13 protein-coding genes and 1 CRISPR repeat array are annotated in these 24,465 nt (G+C 64.6%); of the genes, 3 read left to right on the forward strand and 10 right to left on the reverse strand.

Annotated features, from left to right (window positions below; translation table 11 throughout):
* Positions 1–1,920 (reverse strand): 2-isopropylmalate synthase, encoded by a 1,920-nt coding sequence (gene leuA, locus AC1AYX_RS07895; protein ID WP_476502970.1) that lies wholly within the window; start codon positions 1,918–1,920, stop codon positions 1–3.
* Positions 1,921–2,081: 161 nt separating this feature from the next.
* On the opposite strand from leuA, the gene AC1AYX_RS07900 reads away from it, so the two are divergent.
* Positions 2,082–3,491 (forward strand): metallophosphoesterase family protein, encoded by a 1,410-nt coding sequence (locus AC1AYX_RS07900; RefSeq protein ID WP_476502971.1) that lies wholly within the window; start codon positions 2,082–2,084, stop codon positions 3,489–3,491.
* 64 nt (positions 3,492–3,555) lie between these two features.
* Here AC1AYX_RS07900 and AC1AYX_RS07905 read toward each other — a convergent pair whose 3' ends face one another.
* Positions 3,556–4,176: a DUF5701 family protein gene (locus tag AC1AYX_RS07905; RefSeq protein ID WP_034530326.1), complete on the reverse strand. Its 621-nt coding sequence runs from the start codon at positions 4,174–4,176 to the stop codon at positions 3,556–3,558.
* Positions 4,177–4,346: 170 nt separating this feature from the next.
* On the opposite strand from AC1AYX_RS07905, the gene asd reads away from it, so the two are divergent.
* On the forward strand, positions 4,347–5,441 hold the full coding sequence (gene asd / locus AC1AYX_RS07910; protein WP_476502972.1) for an aspartate-semialdehyde dehydrogenase: 1,095 nt from the start codon (positions 4,347–4,349) through the stop codon (positions 5,439–5,441).
* Between the two features lie 55 nt (positions 5,442–5,496).
* Here the strand turns inward: asd and AC1AYX_RS07915 are convergent, their stop codons facing one another.
* From AC1AYX_RS07915 to AC1AYX_RS07945, 7 genes are all read right to left on the reverse strand, one after another.
* Positions 5,497–6,264, reverse strand: a complete 768-nt coding sequence (locus AC1AYX_RS07915) for an ArsR/SmtB family transcription factor (protein WP_476502973.1) — start codon at positions 6,262–6,264, stop codon at positions 5,497–5,499.
* A gap of 164 nt (positions 6,265–6,428) precedes the next feature.
* The gene (locus AC1AYX_RS07920; protein ID WP_476502974.1) at positions 6,429–11,786 is read right to left on the reverse strand and encodes a S8 family peptidase; all 5,358 of its coding nucleotides are present in this window, start codon (positions 11,784–11,786) and stop codon (positions 6,429–6,431) included.
* 550 nt (positions 11,787–12,336) lie between these two features.
* Positions 12,337–13,140: direct repeats of the CRISPR family, unit length 36 nt; unit sequence GTTGGGAATTAGCATTCAGCCCTCTTGGTAGACTTG.
* A gap of 50 nt (positions 13,141–13,190) precedes the next feature.
* Positions 13,191–13,523, reverse strand: coding sequence for a CRISPR-associated endonuclease Cas2 (gene cas2, locus AC1AYX_RS07925; protein WP_476502975.1), 333 nt, complete (start codon positions 13,521–13,523; stop codon positions 13,191–13,193).
* Positions 13,520–14,425 (reverse strand): type II CRISPR-associated endonuclease Cas1, encoded by a 906-nt coding sequence (cas1, locus tag AC1AYX_RS07930; RefSeq protein ID WP_476502976.1) that lies wholly within the window; start codon positions 14,423–14,425, stop codon positions 13,520–13,522. The genes cas2 and cas1 overlap by 4 nt, the downstream gene beginning before the upstream one ends.
* A 10-nt stretch (positions 14,426–14,435) precedes the next feature.
* The gene (gene cas9, locus AC1AYX_RS07935; RefSeq protein WP_476502977.1) at positions 14,436–17,861 is read right to left on the reverse strand and encodes a type II CRISPR RNA-guided endonuclease Cas9; all 3,426 of its coding nucleotides are present in this window, start codon (positions 17,859–17,861) and stop codon (positions 14,436–14,438) included.
* A 227-nt stretch (positions 17,862–18,088) separates the two neighbouring features.
* Positions 18,089–18,658, reverse strand: coding sequence for an ACT domain-containing protein (locus AC1AYX_RS07940; protein WP_476502978.1), 570 nt, complete (start codon positions 18,656–18,658; stop codon positions 18,089–18,091).
* A 69-nt stretch (positions 18,659–18,727) separates the two neighbouring features.
* Complete coding sequence (locus tag AC1AYX_RS07945) at positions 18,728–19,492, reverse strand: aspartate kinase (RefSeq protein WP_163197055.1); 765 nt, start codon at positions 19,490–19,492, stop codon at positions 18,728–18,730.
* Between the two features lie 1,336 nt (positions 19,493–20,828).
* On the opposite strand from AC1AYX_RS07945, the gene AC1AYX_RS07950 reads away from it, so the two are divergent.
* Entirely contained in the window at positions 20,829–22,226 is a 1,398-nt protein-coding gene (locus tag AC1AYX_RS07950) for an MATE family efflux transporter (protein WP_476502979.1), read from the forward strand.
* A gap of 174 nt (positions 22,227–22,400) precedes the next feature.
* On the opposite strand, the gene AC1AYX_RS07955 is transcribed toward AC1AYX_RS07950, so the two are convergent.
* Positions 22,401–24,293, reverse strand: a complete 1,893-nt coding sequence (locus tag AC1AYX_RS07955; RefSeq protein ID WP_476502980.1) for a [protein-PII] uridylyltransferase family protein — start codon at positions 24,291–24,293, stop codon at positions 22,401–22,403.
* Positions 24,294–24,465: the final 172 nt, after the last annotated feature.

Below are 24,465 nucleotides of genomic sequence, written 5' to 3' on the forward strand. Positions count from 1 at the left end.
TCAGCGACGGCCGGCGTTGGCGCGGTTAATCGCGGAGATGATCGCCTTGAGCGAGCTCGTGATGATCGAGGAGTCGATGCCGACGCCCCAGATGATCTGCGCGTCCGCATCCTCGCCCACCTGGCATTCGACGTAGGAGGCGGCCATCGCGTCCGTGCCGACGGACATGGTGTGCTCCACGTAGTCCATCACGGAGGCTTCGATGCCGAAGTTGGCGAGCGCGTTGAGGAACGCGGCGATCGGGCCGTTGCCGATGCCGGAGACCTCGCGCACCTGCTCCTCGTCCTTGCCGACGTTGATGCCGCGGTCGAGGACCTTCGCCTTGAGCACGGTGTCGGAGCCGTCCTCGCCGGAGGAGACGGACACCTTGAGCAGCTTGAGGCGGCCCCACGGGGCGAGCGTCTCGTCGTGCGTGTCGCCGACGACCACGCCGGCGGCGGTCATGCCCGACTGCTCGACCGGCAGGTACTCGTCCTTGAAGAGGCGCCAGATGTCCTCGTCCTTGACTTCCTTCTTCGTGTCGTCCGCGTACTTCTGCACGATCTTGTCGAACTCCACCTGCAGGCGCTTCGGCAGGTCGAGGTTGTGGTTCGTCTTGAGCAGGTACGCCATGCCGCCCTTGCCGGACTGCGAGTTGACGCGGATGATCGCCTCGTACGTGCGGCCGATGTCCTTCGGGTCGATCGGCAGGTACGGCACGAGCCAGACGAAGTCGTCGAGGTTCGCGCCGGCGCGGTCGGCGGCCACCTGACGGGCTTCGAGGCCCTTCTTGATGGCGTCCTGGTGCGAGCCGGAGAACGCGGTGAACACGAAGTTGCCCGCGTACGGGTGGCGCTCGGAGATCTTGATCTGGTTGCAGTATTCGACGGTCTTGCGGATCTCCGGCACGTTCGAGTAGTCGATCTGCGGGTCGACGCCCTGCGTGAGCAGGTTGAGGCCCAGCGTGACGAGGTCGACGTTGCCGGTGCGCTCGCCGTTGCCGAGCAGGCAGCCTTCGACGCGGTCGGCGCCGGCGAGCACGGCCAGCTCGGTGGCGGCCACGCCCATGCCCTCGTCGTTGTGCGGATGGAGGGACAGCACGATGGAGTCGCGGTCCTGCAGGTGGGTGGAGACGTACTCGACCTCGTCGGCGAACACGTTCGGCGTGGTCATCTCGACGGTGGCCGGCAGGTTGATGATCATCGGGTGCTCGGGCGTCGGCTTGATGACGTCGATGACCGCGTTGCACACCTCGACGGCGTACTCCGGCTCGGTGCCGGTGAACGATTCCGGCGAGTACTCGTAGTAGAGGTCGATGCCCTTGGCCTCGCCCTCAAGGCTCTTGCACAGTTCAGCCGCGTCGGTGGCGAGCTTCTTGATCTCCGCCTTGTTCTTGCGGAACACGACCTCGCGCTGCAGCACGGAGACGGAGTTGTAGAAGTGGACGACCGCGCGCTTGGCGCCCTTGAGCGCCTCGTAGGTGCGGCGGATCAGGTGCTCGCGGCACTGGGTGAGCACGACGATGGTGACGTCGTCCGGGATCAGCTCACGCTCGATGAGCATGCGGATGAAGTCGAAGTCGGTTTCGGAGGCGGACGGGAAGCCCACCTCGATCTCCTTGAAGCCCATGGAAACGAGCAGGTTCCAGAAGCGCAGCTTGCGCTCGGAGTCCATCGGGTTGACGAGCGCTTGGTTGCCGTCGCGCAGGTCGACGGAGCACCAGCGGGGCGCGCGCTGAAGCTTCTTACCCGGCCAAGTGCGCTCCGGGTAGTCGAACGGCACCTGCTTGTCGTAGGCGACGTACTTGTTGTACGGCATCTTGCTCGGCTTCTGCGGGTCGCCGATGAAGCGCGCGGGAGGCAGCAGCGGGTCGTTGTTCCCTCCGTTGGACGCTGCGGCGACCGCCGCGAGATCGAATACCGATGATTGATCCTGACCCATCGTTCCTCCTTTGCTTGGTGCGTGGCCGTCTCCCGGCGGCCATTTCCGCCGGAATTCCCGGCGTATATCCGTTTACGCGCATGTAACATGCGCAATCCCCCATCCTACCTACGCCGCGTCCCAACGCCTCGCCGGTTCCAAAAACGACTAGCATGAGTGCCATGACACTGCGTTTTCGCAAGGACGGCACGTTCCGCGTGCTGCAGATGGCCGACATCCAGGACAAGCCGGAGGTCGACAAGGACACGATCCGTCTCATCGAGGAGGCGATCCACGTCGCCGACCCCGATCTCGTCGTCTTCACCGGCGACCAGATCCGCGGCTACGACCCCGCGTACATCGACACGTTCCTGCGCCGCCGCGGCGAGAATCCGGGCGCGCGCGTCCGCCTCATCACCGAGATCGAGGCGAAACTGCAGGGCGTGCGGCGGCGCATGGCGCAACGCCGCGACCCGAGCGTGCCTCCCGTCGACGACGTCGTCACGCTCGACGAGCTCATGGACGACACGCGACGCAAGGTGCGCGCCACGTTCGCCGCGTTCCTCGGCCCGGTGATGAACGCGGGCGTCCCGTTCGCCGCGACCTACGGCAACCATGACTTCCAATGCGGCGTGCTCACCGACGAGCAGGACGGCATCTACCGCGAATTCCCCGGATGCATGAACCCGGACGCCGCGGCGTCGGACGCTGACGGGCTCGCGTTCGGACCGGGCACGTTCGCGATGCCGATCGAGGCGTCCGACGGATCGGGGCGCATCGCGATGAGCGTCACGATGATCGATTCCGGTGATTACGCGGACCGGAACACGCCCGCCGAACGCGACGCGCAATACCCGCTGTACGCGGCGAACCCGCGCCGCCTCGACCTCGCCGACTCCGACGGCTACGGCACCCCCTCGCCCGAGGCGATCGCGTGGATGAAGTCCTCGCAGGCCGCGATGCGCGATCGCAACGGCGACGGCAAGCCGGTGCCGACGATCGCGTTCCAGCACATCCCGCCGCAGGAGTTCTACGACGTGTTGAAGGAGGTGCCCGCCTGGACGCCGAACGCGGTGGAGGGCGCACGCACGCACGCGGGACGCTGCTACGTGCTCGACGAATCCAAGTGCCTGCCCGGCTCGCGGCTCGGCGAGGCCATCGGATGCGCCGACGAGAACGTGGGCGAGGTCGACGCGATGCGCGAGGCCGGCGGATATTTCGCGCTGTTCTGCGGCCATGACCACAAGAACGCGTTCGTCGGGCATGCGGACGGCATCGATCTGGGGTATGCGCCGACCTGTGGATTCGAATGCTACGGGCCGAAGTCGCGCCACCGCGGCATCCGCCTGTTCGAGTTCCACGAGGAGAATCCGGTCGACTACGTGACGCACATGCTCACGTGGGGCGACCTGGTCGGCCGCTACTCCGGCAACGAGCTGCGCGTGTGGTTCGAGGACCATTGCGTGACCGACGGCGCCACCGTGCGCAACGAGCTGCGCCGCCCCGAAGTGTTCGCCACGATCGCCGCGCTCATCGGCGCCGGCGTCTACTGGCTGACGAAAACCGCCTTCCACAATCGCGGCAGGCGATAAAAAGGGGGCTTGCTCCCCCTTCAGGGGGAGCTGTCGGTCTCCGGCCGACTGAGGGGGTCCTCCCTCAGATAAACAGGCTCACGCCTCGCCTTGCGATGCAGTAGGCGTTGCCGAGCCAGGTGTGGCGGGAGTTCGGCCAGACCGCGCCCAGGCGCGGCGCGTTCTGGCTCATCCAGATGCTCGGCACGCGGCCGTCGGCGGAACGCGATCCGAGCAGGTTGAAGCCGTTCTTCTCCAGCAGCCATTCCGGGTGCTGCGTGGCAATCGCGAGACCCTCCTCCAGCGTGAGCGGCAACCGTTCGTCCGAGTCGATGAGCTTGCGCGCCACGTCCGGCTCACGGTTCACATAGCAGGTGCCGGTATGCGGGTCGACGACCAAGTAGAACGGGCCTTCCGGCGGCTCGAAGCCGTCCTGCGGCAGGAAGCTGGCGATGTCGCGCGGCGGCATCGTCGTGAAGCCGGCCATGCGGTAGATGGAGGTTCGCGCGATCAGCGACTCCGGCGAGACGAGCTCGCGCGTCGGCACCAGCAGGATGTTCGTGCCGAGATCGGAATGCTCCAACGCCTCGATGAGCGGGTTCGCGAGCGCGCGGAACGCCGCGGCGCTCATATCCGCCACATCCGGGTACCCCAACGCCACGATCCGGTCAAGCTGTTTGCGTGCTTCCTGAGATGCAATCGACATGCCTCCTAGCGTACCGCGCGCCACGGCGTACCGCACCGCGTGGTACGCCATCCATCCCGCACAGCCGCGCAGGCCATCATGCGGAAACGCGTGCGCCACGCCCCGGACGGTTCCGTAGAATGGAGGTTCACGTGTGTAATCGCCCATCCATCTCACCCAAGGGGTTTGCTATGTCCGAAAAACTGAAGGTCGGCGTGCTCGGCGCGACCGGCATGGTCGGCCAGCGTTTCATCACGCTGCTGGAGAACCATCCGTGGTTCGAGGTGACGACGCTCGCCGCGTCCGCGCATTCCGCCGGCAAGACGTATGAGGAGGCCGTCGGCGACCGTTGGAAGATGGAAGCGCCGATGCCCGAATACGTCAAGCACATGACGGTGGTCGACGGCGACGAGGCCGAGAAGGTCGCCGAGGGCGTCGACTTCATGTTCTCCGCGGTGAACATGCCGAAGGACCAGATCCGCGCGATCGAGGAGCGGTACGCGAAGACGGAGACGCCGGTCGTCTCGAACAACAGCGCGCATCGCTGGACCCCGGACGTGCCGATGGTCGTGCCGGAGATCAACCCGGAGCATTTCGCGGTGATCGAGCATCAGCGCAAGCGTCTCGGCACGACGCGCGGCTTCATCGCCGTCAAGCCGAACTGCTCGATCCAGGCGTACACGCCGGCGCTGGCCGCGTGGAAGGAGTTCGAGCCGCGCGAGGTGGTCGTGAGCACCTACCAGGCGATCTCCGGCGCGGGCAAGACGTTCAAGGACTGGCCCGAGATGGTGGGCAACATCATCCCGTTCATCTCCGGCGAGGAGGCGAAGAGCGAGAAGGAGCCGCTCAAGGTGTTCGGCCACGTGGATGCGGAGAAGGGCGAGATCGTCCCGTTCGACGGCCCGCTGCGCATCACGTCGCAGTGCATCCGCGTTCCCGTGCTCGACGGCCACACCGCGACCGTGTTCATCAACTTCGGCAAGAAGGCGACGAAGGAGGAGCTCGTCGACCGTCTCGTCAACTACACGTCGGAGGCGGCCCGTCTCGGCCTGCCGCACGCGCCGAAGCACTTCATCCAGTACCTGACCGAGGACGACCGTCCGCAGGTCAAGCTGGACGTGGACTACGAGGGCGGCATGGGCGTCTCAATCGGCCGCCTGCGCGAGGATTCGATCTTCGACTGGAAGTTCGTCGGCCTCGCCCACAACACGCTGCGCGGCGCCGCCGGCGGCGCGCTCGAATGCGCCGAGATGCTCAAGGCCCTCGGCTACATCACGAAGAAGTAGTCACGAAGCAGTAGCGGCGGCAGCGGGAGCAGACGCATTCGTCTCCCCCGCACCCTCAACCCCGCGAAGACCCGTCAAGGCCCGCGCCATCGGCTCCGTCCGAGGCGCAGGCCTTCGCGTCCAGGTCCAGCGGCAGGCACGACCACGTGTAGGCGATCCGATAGTCGTAGTCGGCGGCGTTCCGCTTCTCGCTGAGTTTCTCGTAACGCTCCCACACCGCCCAGATCTCCCGCTGCACCTGCAGCAGTTCGTCCCGGTCGAGGATGAGGTTGCCGGTGCTCAGCGGCGTGTACGGGTAGCGTTCGCGCCGCTCCTCGATCGGCACGGCGGCGCTGGCGTCCATGACCGCGCCGATGCGCATGCGCAACGCACGCAGGATGCCGTCCATCAACCGCATGCGCACCATCGGATCGGGTTGTGCGCTCACGGCGAAACTGAAGCTCTTCGCGGCCGCGCGCCACGGCATCTCGCGCCGGCGCACGCCGTCGTCGTCGGCGCGGCGGATCAGCCCGGCCTTGCCGAGCAGGCGCAGATGGTAGCTCATCGAACTGGGCGAGACGCCGGCCAGCTGCGACAGCTGCGTGGCCGTGCGCGGTTCCTGGCGGTCGTACAGTTCCTCGAGCACAAGCAGTCGTGTGGGGTTCGACAGCATCGAGATGACGTCGGGATCGGTGATCTTCAATTCGGCGGGGAAATCCATGGGAACGTGGGAATCGTTGGAAACGCTGGTATCGGTGGAATCGCCGGCATCGGATGTGCCGGATCGCGTGGTGTCGGGTGACGTCGCGTCGTCGTGTGCGGCGTCGTGTCGTATCGCTTCCATGAAGAACCGCCTATCTGTCCGCGTCCATTGTAGCGGTGCGCGCGCGATGCGCGACCGGAACGCCGGAACGCGGCGGATAGGCGGTTTTCGGGAATTCCCGGTTCACGCGTGGCGTGCTTCGCACGCGTCACGCGTGAACGCGGGATGGCGGGACGCCGGGAGCGTCACTTGGCGCCGTGACGTGCGGTGCCGTTGCCGGAACGCGATTTCGCGACGCTCGCACCGGCGATCGCGAGCATCGTCGCGATGATGATGAGGGCGGCGATGCCGGCGCCCGTGATCGGGAGCCTGCCTGCCGTATCCGCGTCACCGCCGGTGACGATGCCCTCGCCGCCGTGCTGGTCGCCGGGACCGGCCTTGCGCAGACCGTCGATCGCAGCGAGCAGCGCGGCCGTCGCGTCGTCGATCTGGTTCTGCCGGGCGTTCGCGTCGGCGTTCACGCGCTTCGCGGATTCGAGCGCGGCGGTCAGCGCGTTCCACGAGGCGGACTCGTAGTCGGCGGCGTTCAGCTTCTCGGCCTTGGCGATGGCGTCCTCGAGCTTCGACTTGTCGGTCGTGGCGGGCTTCTGGCCGCCATCGTTCACGGCGGGCGTGTCGATGGTCGGGGCGGAGCCGGTGGTGTCCGGGACGGCGCCGCGCAGGTGCAGGACGAGCGCCTTGGCGTCCTTGGCGGTCGCGGATTCGCCACGATGCGCGGCGATCGTGCCGGCCTTGTCCTCCTGTAGGAGCGTGCCGTTCGCCTGGCCGTCGGCCTCGCCGAACCACAGGTCCGGGTGGTACACGTCGAACGTGGCTTGGGATGCGGTGTCGGCGACGTAGTCCTTGCGGTAGTTCGCGTCGGCGTCGTCATGCGCGGCGTAGATCGACTGCATCGAGACCTGGTAGCGGATCGTCGTGGCCGTGGTGGTCGCCGTGTAGCCGAGGTTGGCGAGCTTGACCGGCAGCACCAGCGTGTTCGAGTCGGAGATCGACGCATCGTCGATGGGCTCGATGTCCGCGAGGCTGTTCGACGCCACGTCGGAGGTGACCGCATACACGGTGTCCGCACTGGAACCGTACGGGCTGGTGCTCACGGTGGTCACGAAGTCGGGGCGGCCGTCGCCGCTCACGTCGAAGTAGACGACCGGGAACACGGTGGTGCCGAGGCGGGACCAGCTCTGCTGGGTCTGGATGCCGAACGCAAGGTAGCCCTGCGACGGATCGTCGAGCTGCGGGGCGGTCGTGGCGGCGCCCACCGCGCGGATGTCGGCCGCACTGATGCTGCGCTTGGCGGTGAGGTCCTGCTCGTTGCCGTACACGTCGACCGGGTCAGTCGCGCCCAGCTGGAACGCGCCCAGACGGCCCACGTAGGCTTCGGAGCCGTCGCCCTGGTTCACGCCGTGGCCGGAGACCTTGAGCTCGCCCTGCTTGGCGTCCGCGTCGGCGAAGGCGATCTCGGTGGTCGTCTCGGTGACGGGCTTCGGCGCGGCCACGACGGACACGCGCAGCGGGAACGCGCCGTTCTGTTCGGCGGTGCCGTCGCTCTGGTCGCCGTCGCTCACCGGGGTGAACGTCACGACGCCGGTCGCGTCGGTCACGTAGGAGCGGTCGAGGCCGCCGACCTTCGCGTCCATCGTCTTGTCGAGCGTATGGCGCAGCTTCGAGGCGTCCGGGATGTTCAGCGTCACGATGACGTCGGCCGTGCCGTGGGCGGCCACGGTGACCTCCGACTTGTCGAGCGTGTAGGTCACGCCCGGCGTCTCGGTGCGGGCCGCGTAGGCGACCTTGTAGGTGCGCGCGACGTCGGAATCGTTGGTGACGGTCAGCTTCTTCGACTGCGTGACGCCGGCCTTGCCGACCTGGACGATGCCGAAGGACGCGGTCACGCCTTCGATGTCGTCGGCGGCGGCGACGCGCACGTCGTTGTTCACGGCGGCGTAGGCGTCGATGCGGCCGGAACCGACGCGCAGCGGGCCGTAGGCGGTCTTGCCCTTGCCAGTGGCGTCGCCGGCGGTGGTCACGTCGTGCGCGGCGGTGTTGATCAGCTGCGCCTTGAGGTTCGTGGCCTTGGACGGGCCGGACCAGCCGGAGTGCGCTTCGAGGACGAGCGCCGCGACGCCGGAGGTGAGCGGCGTGGCCATCGACGTGCCGGACATGATCGCCAGTTCGGTGCCGGTGCCGTTGCCCGCGGAGACGACGCCCACGCCGGGCGCGGCCACGTCGGGCTTGGCGGTGCCGTCATACGAGCCATGCACGCCGCGCGACGTGAACGAGGCGATGGTGTCCGCGGAGGCCGGGTAGTTGGCCTTGACCGTGTGCGCGTAGTCGGAGGAGAGGGTGATCTCCAGCGTGCCCGCGTCGAGCGCCGGCTTGAGCTTGTCGGCCGTGGTCTTGGTCATCTGGAAGCCGGGGATGGAGTAGTTGCCAGCGATGCCGCTTTCCAGCACGTCGCCCTGCGAGGCGAAGACGATGCCGGCCGCGCCTGCGTTGTACGCGTTGTCGAAACGCGTGCCGGAACCGCACAGCACGTTGCTGTCGTCCCATGCGACGTAGGCGATGTTGCCCTTGACGCGGGCGGCGTCCTCATCGGAGTAGGGCGAGCAGCCGGTCAGGTTGTCCGGATCGGCGACCTTGACGACCTTGCCGGTGACGGAGTAGATCGGCGTGACCTGCGGGAAGTACTGCGAGTACTGGCCCGCGTACTGGCCGGCGAGGTCGTTCGGGGCGTCCACCTTGATGGCGTCCTGGCGGGAGCCGCCGGACTGGCTGGCGGCCACGGCGAGCGCGCTCGGCGTGGAGGCCGGGCTGCCGCCGATGTCGGTGAAGTCGCCGTCGTTGCCGGCGGCCGCGATGGACAGGGTGCCGTAGGAGGCGATCTTCTCGATCTTGGCGCTGTCCGGGTCGTCGATCGCGCCGTACGCGGTGCCGAGCGACATGGACACGACGTCGATGTCGACGTTGTTGGCCAGCTTCTCGGCCACCCAGTCGAGGGCGGCGCCGGTCACGTCGGTCGCGCCGCCGTTGTCGCCGAAGACCTTGAGCATGTAGATGCCGGCTTCGGGGGCCGCGCCCGGTCCGATCTCCATCTTCTGCAGATCGTCGTCGGTGAGCTTCGTGTAGTCGCCCTTGAACGTGGTCTTGTCGGCGTTCTCGCCGTAGCCCGCGGCCGTGCCGGCCACGTGGGTGCCGTGGCCGCCGCCGGGGCCGTCGATCGGGTTGGCGTCCGGGGTCGGGAACGGGTTGTAGACAGTGTCGTCTGCCGACGAGTTGGCGTTGTACGTGGCACCGGCGAAGTCGTAGCCGCCCTTGTACTTGGCCGGGTCGATCAGCGTCTTCAGGTACGGGTCGGTGAGCGGGTCGGTGGTGTACGACTGCGCCGTGCGGTAGGCAATCGGATTGCCGGTGCCGCCGAAGTCCACGTGCGTGTAGTCGATGCCGGTGTCGATGATCGCGATGTTCACGTTCTTGCCGGTCTTGCCGGTCTTCACCCACGTCTTGCGCGCGTTGACGATCGTGTCGTTGTTCGCGTTGGCGGGTTCGGCGGCGGAGGCGGTGGTGGACTGAGTGGTCGTGGTCGTCTGGGTATCGGCGGTGGTCGCGAAACGCTGGACGATCGGCGACACCTTGACGATGTCGTTCGACTGGCCGGCCAGCGTGTTCAGCGCGGCGGCGTCGGCGCGGACGGCGACGCCGGGCACGCTGTAGGAGGCCGTGTACAGCCTGCTCGCGTTCGGGTCGAGCGCCTTGAGCTGGTCGAAGACGGCGTCGGAGGTCTTCTCGGCCTTGTCGGCCTGGCCGTTGGCGATGCCGGTGGAGCGCTTCTCCTTGGCCTTGTCGGAGACGCGGGCGCGGCCGAGCTCGGATTCGGCGGCGAGCTTCTGGTCGAGCGCGCTGGCGCCCTTGATCTGGATGAACGCGGACATGGTGCCGGAGACCTTCACCATATCCTCGGAGACCTGGCCGCCCTGCTCGGGCTGGCCGGCGGTGTCGCCGTTGTTCGCGTCGGCGCCGTCGCCGGTGCCGTCAGTCTTCGGGTCGCCGACGGTGATGTCGCGCTCGTAATGGCCGCCGCCCGTGATGGTAATCTGGATGTTGTACACATCGTCGACCGGTTCGGCGGCGAGCTTCGCGGCATACGTGATGGTGCCGTCGTCCTTGCGGTTGACGAAAACCATGAAGTTGCCGGAACCGTCCTCGACGCTCGGATCGGCCAGACGCTGCAGGTTCATCTTCGAGTTGAGCACGGTGATGGTGCCGTTGTAGTTCTCCGGCACGTTCTTCATCGAGACGGTCACGCCCTTGCCCTCGGGGCCGAAGTCCTCCTTGGAGACCTTGTCGGGGGTGATGCTCGCCTCGATGGGCTGCGGGTAATTGCCGGAATCATCGGTCACGATGAAGGTCTTCCGCGCATAGTCGCCGGTGGTGCGGGAGCGCGCGGTGACCGTGTACTCGCCCAGAATGGCGGAATTGACGGTCAGGACGTTCGTGTATTCGCCGTTGCCGTTCGCGCGGGCGGTGCCGACGAGACCTTCCTGGAGGTTCGGCAGCTTCATGTAGACGTCGAACGCGTCGAAGGCACCGAAGTCCTTCATGGTCATCGTCATGCCGTTCTTGGTGAGGTCGTCGGCCGTGAGCTTCGTGGAGCGCAGTTCGACCGTCTTGCTCTGGTGGCGTTCCTTACCGGGCTTGATGGTGAACGAGGTCATCGCGTAGATGCCGGTGCCGGACAGGTCCTGGATGGACAGGTACCAGGTGCCGGCCGGATAGTTCACGCTGTTGGACTGCAGGGCGTCGGTGTACACGCCATCCGCATCGGTGCGGATGTGGGCGGTGTCGGCGAGGTTCATGATCGAACCGTCCGGGCCTTCCAGCAGGACCGACAGACGGGTGTTGGGCGAATAGCCTTCGGCGCGGATGCGGATCTTCTGGTCGATGAACTGGTCCTGGGTCAGGTCGCCGTTCTCGATGGTGATCTTCGCGGTCTCGCGCGCGTTGGCGGTGACCTGCAGGGTGGCGTCGGCGATGGTCTTGCTGGTGCGGCCGACGGCCTTGATGGCGTGCGCGCCGATTTCGGTGTCCTGCGAACCGGCGCACAGCTTGCCGGTGACCTTGCCGTTGTCGTCGGCGGCGAACGGACCATAGCCCTGGGTCTTGCCGGTCGGCGAGATGTCGGTGAAGTCCACCTGCTCGCCGGCGGCGAAGCCGGTGCCGGTGGCGGTGACGCAGCTGTTCCAGTAGGCGTAGCGTTCGATGGACGACGGGTCGAGGGTCAGCTGGTTGTCGGATGCCTTCTGCGCGTCGTAGACGATGTCGGCGTCGCCGCCCTTGTCGGACTTGATGATGGAGTCGGGCGCGTTGAGGTCGTTTTTCCAGCCGAACTGGTCGGCGAACGAGCCCGCATCTGCGCTGGCGGTTGCGCTGGGTTTCGCGCCCGCGGCGGTCCGCTCGGCGGCGAGCGCCGTGGTCGCGGTCAGGGACATCGACGCGAGCGTCGCCACCGCGGCGACGATCGCGAGCGCCCTGGCCCGGATGGTGTTCTTCATGGTTCTCCTCACGTATGTCGAGCGACGGCTGATGCCGTGCGCTCTCCGGGTGCGGACGTCGATACTCCCTGCCGCTCCCGAATGCGCCACATCCTACTTGAAAATTTTTTCAAGTCGATAACGCATCCACTACGTGGACAGCGTCCCAGAGTGGCGGAACTCGCGTGGCACACCCCGCGCGCCACGCAACACCACCTGCACTCTCGTGTGGTACAAACGCCTCAATCTTGGCCAGAATTCTTCGAGCGTAAAGCCGTATGTATAAAAACACAACAATCGCTCCCTCAAAAAAGGAATTTCAGCACAGAAAACAGCCAACAACAGCTTCTTCGCCAAGCCATTGAAAAACATCGCATACCTATTAGATATATGGCTTATCCACCAGCGCAATTGCCATACATTTCCAATATGCCGACAAGTTTTCAAAGAAGATTGAGTTTCCAATGAATACTTGTCGACTTTGGTTGCGATAAGTCTAGTGAGAAGGTGATGCTAATTCCCGACTCATATGCATTATGACTCACACGCATCTACCATACTACCGGATGGCATTGAGAATTAGCATTCAGCCCTCTTGGTAGACTTGTGAGACCACCCCGGTATCACCGGTGATAGTTGGGAATTAGCATTCAGCCCTCTTGGTAGACTTGCGCAGCAGTCCGACAAACACGAACGCGGGTTGGGAATTAGCATTCAGCCCTCTTGGTAGACTTGCCAACTGGAAGAGATGCTTCTCCTCATCGTTGGGAATTAGCATTCAGCCCTCTTGGTAGACTTGCGTCCAGTCCGACGCCCGCCCACGTGCCGTTGGGAATTAGCATTCAGCCCTCTTGGTAGACTTGCATTGGCATTTGCGGAACAATATAAGAAGTTGGGAATTAGCATTCAGCCCTCTTGGTAGACTTGTCTCGTACGCGTCGGAATCCGCCTTATGGTTGGGAATTAGCATTCAGCCCTCTTGGTAGACTTGGTCGCCCCGAACCTGATCCAGGTCGCCGGTTGGGAATTAGCATTCAGCCCTCTTGGTAGACTTGGTCCCGTATGCACCGTGTACGCATCTGTGTTGGGAATTAGCATTCAGCCCTCTTGGTAGACTTGTGCTGATGAGTTCGGCCCGCAACTCCATGTTGGGAATTAGCATTCAGCCCTCTTGGTAGACTTGCGGGAAACACGTCCAAGGGCGGCGCGCAGTTGGGAATTAGCATTCAGCCCTCTTGGTAGACTTGACGAGACGCGCGCCCTGCTGGAGGAGATGTTGGGAATTAGCATTCAGCCCTCTTGGTAGACTTGAACATGTACCTGTACAGGTGCGGCGACTGTTGGGAATTAGCATTCAGCCCTCTTGGTAGACTTGATAGCCTGCCGAGAGGGGCCATTTTCTGCGGGTTTGGGCGTTTTTTGCGTTTAGAAAAGCGTGAAGAGATCCGGCGTTTCCGGTTCGTCTTCCGGCTCGAGGTTGGCGAACCGCAGGGCGGAGGACCATTGGTGATCGCTGATGTGCAGGACGCGCACATACCCATGTGCGGGCAACGCCGCTTTGATCGCCTTCACCGTCGCACGGTTTCCCGCCTGAGTGGGCGTGTACCTGGCGTAGACCGAGTACTGCACCATGCTGTAGCCCATATCCACCAGCAGGTTCCTGAACTCCGTGGCCACTCTGCGCTGTTGTTTGGTCTTGACCGGCAGATCGAACATCACCAGGCACCACATGCCACCACTGTCCTCGTCCTTTTTCATTCGGCACCTACGTATTCCGGTACAGGCAGCCTGTCGATTTTCCCCTCGCAATACAGACCGTACTGTTGCGCGAAATCATTCAGCGAACTGGGGATGGTCAAGCCGGTGCCGTTCAGCTGCTGGTTGGTCGCCTCTACAAGCCGGCGTTTGACACTTCTGTCTGATAAGGAGTCCTCGGCGCTCAATTCCGCGACCTTGCGGTCAATCGCCGGACGATACGGCTCCAGAATGTCATCCGCCAAACAGAAGTAGTTACCACGATTCCGGTGGTGCATGCCAAGCGAAGGAATCAGCCCGGCCGATATCACCGCTTTGACGGCGAACCCTCGCAACACCATATAGGCGTAATCCAATTGCGCGTTACGTCCGATTCCCTCACCGGGCACACGCCGGAATTCCTCTTCCGCAGGAAACACACGCCGCCAATATTCTCTCGCCGCGTGGCCTTCGCAGTTGGAGGGGTCTCCGGAACGCACGGAGGCGGCGATGCCACGCAGCAAACCGCCTCCATCGCGGCCAAGGGAGTCCAGACAAGCGGCCTGCCCACGTATCTTCGCCTGCACGATCCTGCCCCACGCGTTCTTTCGACGTGGCAACGTCATGTCGACCTGTGCCAGCTGCCGTTGCGTGACCGTGGTCGGCGTGTCCGTCCAGGCGTGGAGCGCCGCATCCGGCACTCCACGCCAATCGCACAACATGACGGACACACCGTACCGGGCCATCTCATGCAGTACCGCGGCGGAACACGCCACCTTCAACCCGAGCAGTACCACGGCCGTCTGAGCCAGTGGCACGTCCACAGGCGCATCGGCATCATCGCGTTGCACGCGCATATTGCCGCGCGTGTACGAGATGCGCCCCGCCATCTCGGTACAATCAACGACCCGCCACTGGCTCTGCATGATGACCGCCTTACTCAGACCAACGCCACGAGCACGGAAGACCGGTCTTCGAATGCCAGCGCGGCTCGCCCAAGGCGTTGCGGCGAATCACCGAAGGAGCGAACGAGCTGAAGACATCCGGGGATGGCAGCCAGCCGTTTCCCGCGACTATCTTCTGAACCGCGTCCGGCACCTCCTTGGTTTTCCCGACGTTTTTCAACCCTTCGGAAGCCAGCAGTCTCGGGTGGAGACGCAACTGTTTGTTCGTCATGAATCCGTCCACCACCCATGTGCAGCACGCGGTATCGGCGGAATACGGATATTCGCCGCACCACTCGGCGAATTCGCCGATCTGCCCTTTGAGTTTGCCGCGGGAAAGATCCACGTGAATCTCGTCGCCGACGACCAGCCAGCCGAGATATTCGGCGCTGCCGGACTGCACCGCCTGCACGGTACGTGGTTCGCCCCAACGCATCGACACCGACTGCGGCGGCAATGGCGCGGAGAACAGGTCATCGCCGCGGAACTTCAATAGATCCGTTTGGAACACGCGAATCATGCCGTACCAGTATTTGCGAGCACCTTTGGCATTCTGCTTCCAACACCGGTACACGCGCGCATGATGAATCGCCGAACCGACGTCGGCGGAACCACCGCGGACGGCGACCTGCGCCGACTGCCCGGCGAAGAATCCCACTTCATCATCGGCCGTGTATGAGGTGCCATGCACGGTGATCCGGCGCATGTCGTTCACCGGCAGACCGGTCTTCTCGTCAAAGTCGGGATGACGGGTGAGCGCGCACCACAATGCAGGTGTGGAGGCCCTGCGAATCAGGTCGGCATCCATGGCATCGCCGAGACGGACCCGCTTCAACGGCTTGACTGTTGCATCATGCGCTATCGAATTATCCAGCTGCAATCGCAATGGCTGGCGCACCGTTACTCGATTATGGTCGAACGCGTCATTAAGCAGTTCGGTCAGTTGGCTCATGCCAATACGCCATTGTCGGAAGATACGGTAGTCCGCATAGGTTTCCTCAGAGTCCTTATACGGATAATCCTTCCAGGAACGCTCCCCTTCGTCCAGCTGTCCTTTGCGCACAATCATCTGCGACACGCGTATCGAATCACGCACCACCAGTGTTTTCGCCACAGAAGGCTGCAACATCGCAATCACAGCGGCATCCACCGCATGATGACGGCGATCGAGACGCGTCTTGCCCTTGGGACCGAAGAAATGAATCCGGTTTTCCAACCCGCTCGCTTTACGCGCAAAGTTCGTAATCTGCCCACGGAAAACCCTCACGTCCACTACGGGCGCTTCGGCTCGTTCCTTATCGGACTCGGCACGATAGTGTTCCGCGTTGAAATACCAGTTGATGCGGCGATGAAGTTCATTGGCCATCCACGCAACCGATTCGATGGAGCGATTATCGATTGGATCGTCCTTTTCGGTCTGCCTGAGCCGCATCTTGACTTCCTGCTGGAAACGGCGCCAAGCCTTCGCATCGCAATCGCGCAGCATATTGTCGACCCGCTGAAGGGTGGCTTTCAGGCTGACGCCGTGTTCCTGCGCCCACTTGGTTTTCACCCACACTGAGAAAAGCCCACCCTGCTTATCCCCATTGCAATCTTTACACACTGCCATCAGATTCGCACGGGTGTTGGTAGAACCCGCACCCGAACGAGGTACGATATGATCCATATCGCAGGTTTCGAATGTAATCATACGTCCGCAGTACAGGCATTGGCTGTGCTGGCGTTGCAGCGCCTCTAACCTACGAATACTGTCGTTATGGTCACCATACCCGCTTGCCCGCAGCTCCTTTGCGAGATTGGCTCGACGGACGCTCCGCTTCTCGTTGTCACGTTCATATTCCCGTGCCGTCTTCGCCGACTTGAACCCGGAACGCACGTGCTCGATCTGCACGGACACGGGATCACCCCAACGATTGCGGCAATTCGTCAGCCACTGGTTGACGATCTTCACGACCCTGTCCGCCGAAGGATTGCCCAACGGCGCGCCGATGGGGTCCGCCGCCGGCCTCCAGTAATCGGAGACGTGGAACAGCACCTTGCGTGCGGCCTGCAGATCGTCATCGGTGGTCAGCATGCGTTCGGTGAGCTTGCGCAACGTCTCCTCGCCGTATGCGGCACGGCCGGCAGGCAGGTCGATCGAATCCAGTTTGACCATCGCCTCGTCGTCCAACTCGTCGATGAACGCGATGGCGTCGGCATATGCCAGATCATCATGGACCTTATCGAAGTCCACGGTATTGGACAGCAATCGGATCATCGCCTCCCGCGCCGTATCCGATGCGCCCTTCCACCACTTCAGCAGCGGCTTGGCGATTTTCCTGTCAGCCTCACGAATGCGCTGCAGGGATGTCAACCGCTGCGGAGTGCTGGAGATACGCTCCTCACCGTCTTTGGTCATACTGCCGATGCCTTTGAGCTGGCTCCTCGCATACCCGAGACGATTTGCGACATCGATCCATGTGATGTCGTCCTTCGCATCGGAGGCGAGCAACTCATATGCCGATTGCTTCTCGGCCACCGTCAAGGGCCGCTCGTACCCGTCTTCCTCCCGGATACGCAGGTTCGTCAGCACATTGACGATGCGATACCGCTGGAACGCCAGCGACGCCTTCAGCGCGCGCGGCTGCGAAGGATCGAACGGGTCACGACCTACCCTCTTCTCCCCGGACCCCTTGGGCGATTTAGCCTGGAACACCTCACGGAGCAACGGCTCCCATTCACTGCGTGGAACGCGCTGCACGTCGAAGATGCGCTTCAACTCGTTCGCGTTATCCTCCTGCATAAGCCGCTGAGGCAGCAACCCCGCGCCATGCTTGGTGCTGGTGCGCAGGCGCGGCGGCTCCGCATAGCCGAGCAGCAGCACAACCACGACAAGCTGCGCCGGTGTGGGATTCCCCGTTACGGTACGGCCGGCGAGTTCCTCCGCACGTTTCTTCAGTTCCTCGTATTGCTCCGAATACGGGTTGTCCACCAGCAACGATTCCACGCGATGGTACGGGTTGCGCCATCCCCTGTGCCGCGCGATATGGCGCAGGGCGATGGACAGTTCCTCGCGCCGCGTGGCCTCGTCCTCGATGAAGGATTCGGCCAGTCGGGCGCGCACATGCCATTCCTCGAACGGCGCGGTCAATGACTCCGATTCGACAGTCGGATATCCGGCATTCTTGAGTGCCTCGTCGAGGCTGTCAAGGCGCTGACGACGGTTATGCACCATGCGCCGTGCCCGTCGGCTGACACCGGCGATGTTCTTCCGGCTGATCGCCTCCTTCTGCTTGGTCGGGTCGACGCCGCCGTCATGGATGACCGACTGCGCATTGAGAATGCGCACCGGCATGTCATCATCATCGACTTCAATCGCGGCCAATCCCACCGAGTTCAGGCCGACGTCGATGCCGATCCTGTATCGCATGTCTTTCATGGTCCATTCCTCCACTCCGAGAATCCGCTGATACCGGCATACTACTGGAACAAAAAACGGGGCGGGTCATATGACCCGCCCCTGGCAGAAACTGCCGAGCAATCGAAGCGGCTAACGAGGCCAACTTCTTATTGGGAATTAGCACCGCCTACTATACCCGCATCCTTACAGGACACGCAACGCGCGGACTACGCCCGGCCTGCCCGGCACCTACAGCCGCCCGTCAATCACCTACCGGTGCCGCCGTAGACCACGGCTTCCACCTTGTCGGCGTCGAGGCCGTAGGCGGTGTGGAGGGCCTTGACGGCCTCGTTGAGCTGGTCGAGCGGCACGAGCGCGGCGATGCGGATCTCGGAGGTGGAGATCATCAGCACGTTGATGCCCTTGTCGCTCAGCGCCTGGAAGAACTTGGCGGCGAGGCCCGAGTGGGTCTTCATGCCGACGCCGACGACCGCGACCTTGCCGACGTTCGGATCGACATCGAAGGACTTGTAGTCGAGCGCCTCATGCGCGTCGAGCAGCGCGCTTTCGACGGCCTTGACGGAGGCCTCCGGCACGGTGAAGGAGATGTCGGCGGTGCCGGCGGAGGAGCCGGCCTGCACGATCATGTCCACATTGATGCCGGCGGCGGCCAGCTCGGTGAACACCTTCGCGGCCATGCCCGGCTCGTTCGGCACGCCGCGCACGGTGGCGAGCGCCTCGCTGCGGTCGTGCGCGATGCCGGAGATGACCGGAGCCTCCGGTCCGAGGTCGGGGAACAGGTCGCCCATCGATTTGTTGTCGTTGTTCTCGCTCATGGTGATGATGTCGCTTTCGGTTTCGTTACGTTTCGTTGCGTTACTGTTCGATCGTGATGTCGCGTCGCGTCAGTCGATGTTCGGCAGGCTGCGCGGGTCGACGCCCTCGGGCACGACGAGCGTGCCGGGACGGTGCGAGAAGGAGGAGCGCACGTGCAGCGGCATGTTGAATCGTTGCGCGTATTCGACGCAGCGCAGCGCAAGCACCTTCGAGCCGCACGACGCCATTTCGAGGATCGCGTCGTAGCCGGCGTACGGGATACGTCGCGCGGTGGGCACGATGCGCGGATCGGCGGTGAAGATGCCGTCCACGTCGGTGTAGATCTCGCAGATGTCGGCGCCGAGCGCGACGGCGAGCGCGACTGCGGACGTGTCGGAGCCGCCGCGGCCGAGCGTGGTCGCGTCGCCCTTCGCGTTGATGCCCTGGAAGCCGGCGACGATGGCGACGTCGCCGAGGGAGAGCGCGTTCTTCACGCGGTCCGGCTTGACGGCTTTGATGTGGGCGGCACCGTAGCGGGCGTCGGTGAAGAAGCCGGCCTGCTGTCCGGTGAATGAGTGGGCGCGGCTGCCTTCCGCGTGGATGGCCATGGCGAGCAGGCTCATGGAGATGCGTTCGCCGGCGGTCATCAGCATGTCCATCTCGCGCTCCGGCGGGTTGGAGTCGATGCTCAGCGCCTGGTCGATGAGATCGTCGGTGGTGTCGCCCATCGCGGAGACGACCACGGCGACCTTGTTGCCTTTTTTCTTCGTTTCGACGACGCGCTTGGCCACACGTTTGATCGAATCGGTATCGGCGACCGACGAGCCGCCGTACTTCTGCACGATGAGAGCCACTGCTATCCAATCTTCTTCCGCTGCCTCCCGCCCTCTCGTGGGACGGGAGCGTTTGCCGCATATGCTACGTAAACGCAATGATTATAAGGAGCGGCGTGAACCGCCCGCGAACCCACGCCACCATGCGGACACGCGGGGATTGCCGGCATTCCGGGCCGCGCGCCGGCCTCCGAGAGCCCCGACACGGGCGTCGTCGGCGTATCCCATGGGGATTGCCATGGTGTTCCAAGGTTTTCGCATCATTGCGTTGAGGTTCGCGCGGTTATATGTAATCACCGGCGAACGGAAGCCCGAACCGATGAAGTCCATCATCGGAGGCTGGCGGAAGCGGACCGGCGAGGACGTTTCCCTTCTTCCCGTCCCCATAACGATAACTGAACACCTTCTTTCTTCTTCCTCTCTCCTTCGCGAAAGGCCCGGCCCCCATCGGCCGGGCCTTTCGTTTTGTGTGGGGTCCGTGTTGGCCGCTTTTCGAACACCCCCTCAGTCGCGCTTTGCGCGACAGCTCCCCCTGGAGGGGGAGCAGGGAATACTTGACCGCGATGCCGCGTTCTCCTTCTCGCAGCTCCCCCTGAAGGGGGAGCAGGGAAGGTGCGGCCCCATTGTGGTTATCCACCATAGATATGGAGCATGAGGGGGTTGTCCACAACTAGATGTGGGAGAACGGGTGGTTATCCACCGGGTTGCCCACAATCAGCCACCGTCATGCCGCGACACGCCGAATGGCACTGTGGATAAGAAAAAGTTATCCACATTTTCGGCCCGTTTTGGCGGTGGAAATCCACTGAGTTATCCACACTATGGGGATAACTTGGTGGATAACTTGGGGATAACGTGTGGATTACTTTCCCACCCATGGACACCGACTTGCGCGACACGTAACACCGTGGTAACAGCGTCGGAATCGCGTATGAACGGAGGGTGAACGGGGCTGCGCCACGCCGGCGAAGCCGGCTACTACCCCTCAGTCGGCTACGCCGACAGCTCCCCTGACAAGGGGAGCCGAGGCAGAGGCCATCGCCACCAACGACAACCCGAACACCCCGGTCACGTCCCGGGACTACCCCTCAGTCGGCTACGCCGACAGCTCCCCTGACAAGGGGAGCCAGAGTAGGGAGGGGACGCCGCTCCCCGGCCTTATGAGACAGATCCCCCTAGCCGAGGCAGAGGGCCGCGCCGCCAACGGCGGACCAAGACAGCCGGGATTTCACATACCCGGCTACTACCCCTCAGTCGGCTACGCCGACAGCTCCCCTGACAAGGGGAGCCGGGAGGCTGGAATCCCCTCGACTACAGTGGACGGGCGGAAACGACCGACGACGAGCAGGAGCACGAGATGACCACCGACACCGGCAACTCCGACCGCCGCAGCGCCGACACCGGCGACTCCGAAACCTCCCCGCTCCCGGACACCCGCCGTACTACTGCGCGGATTGCGGCGCTGGCGATTCCGACGTTTGGGCAGCTCATCGCCGAACCCGCGTTCATCCTCATCGACACGGCCATCGTCGGCCATCTCGGCGAAGCCTCGCTCGCGGGCCTGTCCATCGGATCGACGATTGTCCTCACCACCGTCGGACTGTGCGTGTTCCTCGCCTACGGCACCACTTCGCAGGTGGCGCGGCTCATCGGCGCGGGCCGCCGGCGCGAAGGCCTCGAAGCCGGCATCGACGGCATGTGGCTGGCGCTCGGTATCGGCGTCGTCGTGTCCGTCATCCTGTTCCTCGCCGGACGGCCGCTGTGCGCCGCACTCGGCGCGGAAGGCCCCGTCCTCGACGAGGCGGAACGCTACCTCGACGCGATCGTCTTCGGCCTGCCGGGCATGCTGCTCGTCTACGCGGCGAACGGCATCTTCCGCGGGCTTCAGAAGGTGCGCATCACCCTGATCGCCGCCATCGCCGGCGCGATCGTCAACACGCTCCTGGACATCCTGTTCGTCATCGCGCTCGGCTGGGGCATCGCCGGTTCCGGCGCGGCCACGCTCATCGCGCAATGGTTCATGGGAATCTTCCTTACCGTACCCGCGATCCTGTGGTCGCGCGCGGAAGGCGCGTCCGTGCGCCCGCGGCTCGCCGGCATCGCGCACAGCGCGGGAGACGGCGTGCCGCTGTTCCTGCGCACGCTCGCCCTGCGCGCATGCCTCGTCGCGACCGTCATGCTCGCCGCGCGCATGGGCGTGACCGTGCTCGCCGCATACCAGGCGGTCAACGCGACGTGGAATTTCGTACTCAACATGCTTGACGCGATCGGCATCGCCGGCCAAGCGCTCGTCGCCGCGGAACTCGGCGCGCGGCGTCGCGCCGGTGCGCGCGCGACGACCGCCGCGGCCGCGCGCGCCGGCGCCGTCGCGGGCGCGGCGATCGGCGCCGGCATGATCGCGGTCGGCTTCGCCGCCGCTCCCCTGTTCTCGCCGGACGCGGCCGTCCAGTCGCTGATCGTCGTCGGCATGGTCACGCAGGGCGTGTTCCTGCCGTTGTGCGGATGGATGTGGGCGCTCGACGGCATCCTCATCGGCGCCGGCGACTACCGCTATCTGGCCGCGACGTGCGGCGCGACCGCCGTCGCGTACCTGCTCGCGCTCGCCTGCGTCGGCGCGCTCGCCGGCACGGCGGCGTTCGACGCGCCGGCCGCGCGCATGGTCGCGTTGTGGGCGGTGCTGAACGTCGTGTTCATCGGATTGCGCGCGACGTTCAACGGGATTCGCGCGCACGGCGACGCGTGGATGGGTGATTGAGCGGGCCGCCGCAAGATAAAGACGAGTTCACGTCCTTGATTGTCACGGTCCCATCCACGACCGTCACGACTCGCTCCTTGGTTCTCCACGGTATTCCGTGGCAAAACATGGAAGGAACCGTGACGGACGGGGATTGAAAGGTGACGGAGGCGGAGGGAACCGGGACAAACGGGACTACAGGTGATAGCGGGTGGCGGCGACCATCTGCTTGACCAAGGTCTCGCGCCACGTGCTCCAGCCGTATTTCTTCGTGATGGCCTCCTCGGAGGTCGCGCCGAGCGAGGAGCCGTCGGCACGCGTCAGATCGTAGAGCATGTCGAGCAGCATCGGGTCGTGGCGCAGACGGTTCGCGAGGTCGGAGCCGGTGTTCGGATCGTTCGGATTGCGGCCGGTCGCGAACTCGCTCAACGTGAGATGCTCGCGCACCAGCAGCGTCACCATGCGTATCGTGTCCGCGTCGTAGCCCATGCGCCTGAGGATCACCGGCGCGTGGCGCGCGCCTTCCGCCGCGTGGTCGGCGACGCCGGAACGCTTGCCGATGTCATGCAGGATGCCGGCGAGCAGCAGCGCGGTGTAGTGCACGTCATCGTATTGCGGCGCACCGGAGCCCGCGCCGCCGGTCACGACGCCCTCGGACCTGCCTTCGCGGTCCGCGGGCGACGGGAATCCGATGTCGCGCGTGAGACGCGAGACGACCTCCACCGAGTGACGGTCGATCGTGTAACGGTGCGCCGCCGACACCGACGGACGATTGCGGATACCCAGCCATTCCGGCATCCACTTGCCCGGGATGTCGGCGAAATCGATCTCCTCCCACACGCGGATCAGCTCCGGACCGGACGCGAGCAATTGCACGAACAGGTCACGCGTCGTCGCATCCCACTGATTGCTGTGGATCGGGCATCGACGCAGATTCTCCAACGTGCCCGGATTGATCGGCAGCTTGCGGCGCGCCGAAGCGAGCGCGACGCGCAGCGCGAGCGAGGCGTCGCGCGACGAATCGGCACCGGGCGCAAGCACGATCTCATGCTCGTGGACGGCGACGCCGGGCGCGACGTTCTCGAACTTCGGCGCCTCGCGGTGGCCACCCGCACGCTGCGACATCATCTGGAAGAACGCGAAACGGGGCTTCTCGTGCGTGAGCGAATGCTCGGCGCGGGAGGCGGTCGAGTCGAGCGAGAACGCGATGCGCCGGCCGATGCGCGCGAGCAGCGTCTGCATGTCGTCAATCGACTTCGCCTCGCGCTCGCCGCCCGCGGGCAGGGTCGGGTCGGCGAGGCCGAGCATCGCGGCGACCTTGTCCTGATACGGGGTGAGCAGCAGGTTCGTGTCCTTGTTCGCGACCAGGTGAATGCAGTCGCGCACGTCGAGCAGCCGGTCGACCGCGTCGTCGTAGGCGCCGTGCGGGCGGTCGGCGAGCCAGGAGACGGCGAGCGCGGAGACGAGCACCGAGTCGCGCAGGCCGCCGCGCGCCTCCTTGATGTCCGGCTGGTTGATGTACTGGAGGCGGCCGAACTCGTCGAGCCGGCTCGTGGCGGAGGCGAGCAGTTCGGGCAGGCGCTTTCGCGCGGCCTTGCGCCAGCGTTCGAGAATCGAATCGGCGGTGGTCTTGATGAGGTCGATGTCACCGGCGACGGGCTCCACGTCGAGCCATCCCATCGCGGCGGGCAGATCATGGTCGGTCACGGATTCGCATTGCTGGCGGGTGCGCACCGAATGGTCGAGGTCGAGGCCGGAATCCCACAGCGGGTACCAGAGCTTGTTGGCGAGTTCGTTGAGTTTCTGGTCGTTCAGGGCGTGGGAGTCGTAGATGAGGACGAGGTCGAGGTCGGAGCTGGGGCCGATCTGGCCGCGGGCGAGCGAGCCGACGGCGGCGAGGCCGATGCCGTGGTCCGGCACGTCGAAGTCGACGTTCGCCTTCGCCTCGTCCCACAGGCGCGTGAGGCAGTCCATCGCCAGTTCGGTGCGGGCCCTGCGTTTCGCCGCGCCGTCGCGGTAGACGCCGTCCGCGTCCGGCTGGCTCATCGCCATGAATCGTTGCTTCAAACCATCGACCGCCGATGCCATTTCGCGTGTGCTCCTTGTTTGTTCTTCTTGTCCCCCGACGAAGAAGGTGGCCGCCGAAGACGGACGGAGGGAGGTCTCTCCCCCACCCGCTGCGCGGGAGCCCCCTCGTCAGAGGGGGCCGATGAGGTAAGAAAAGGTCCCCGCACGGCTTGGGGGCTGCGTGCGGGGACCT

This window comes from Bifidobacterium sp. LH_419 (assembly GCF_056356955.1).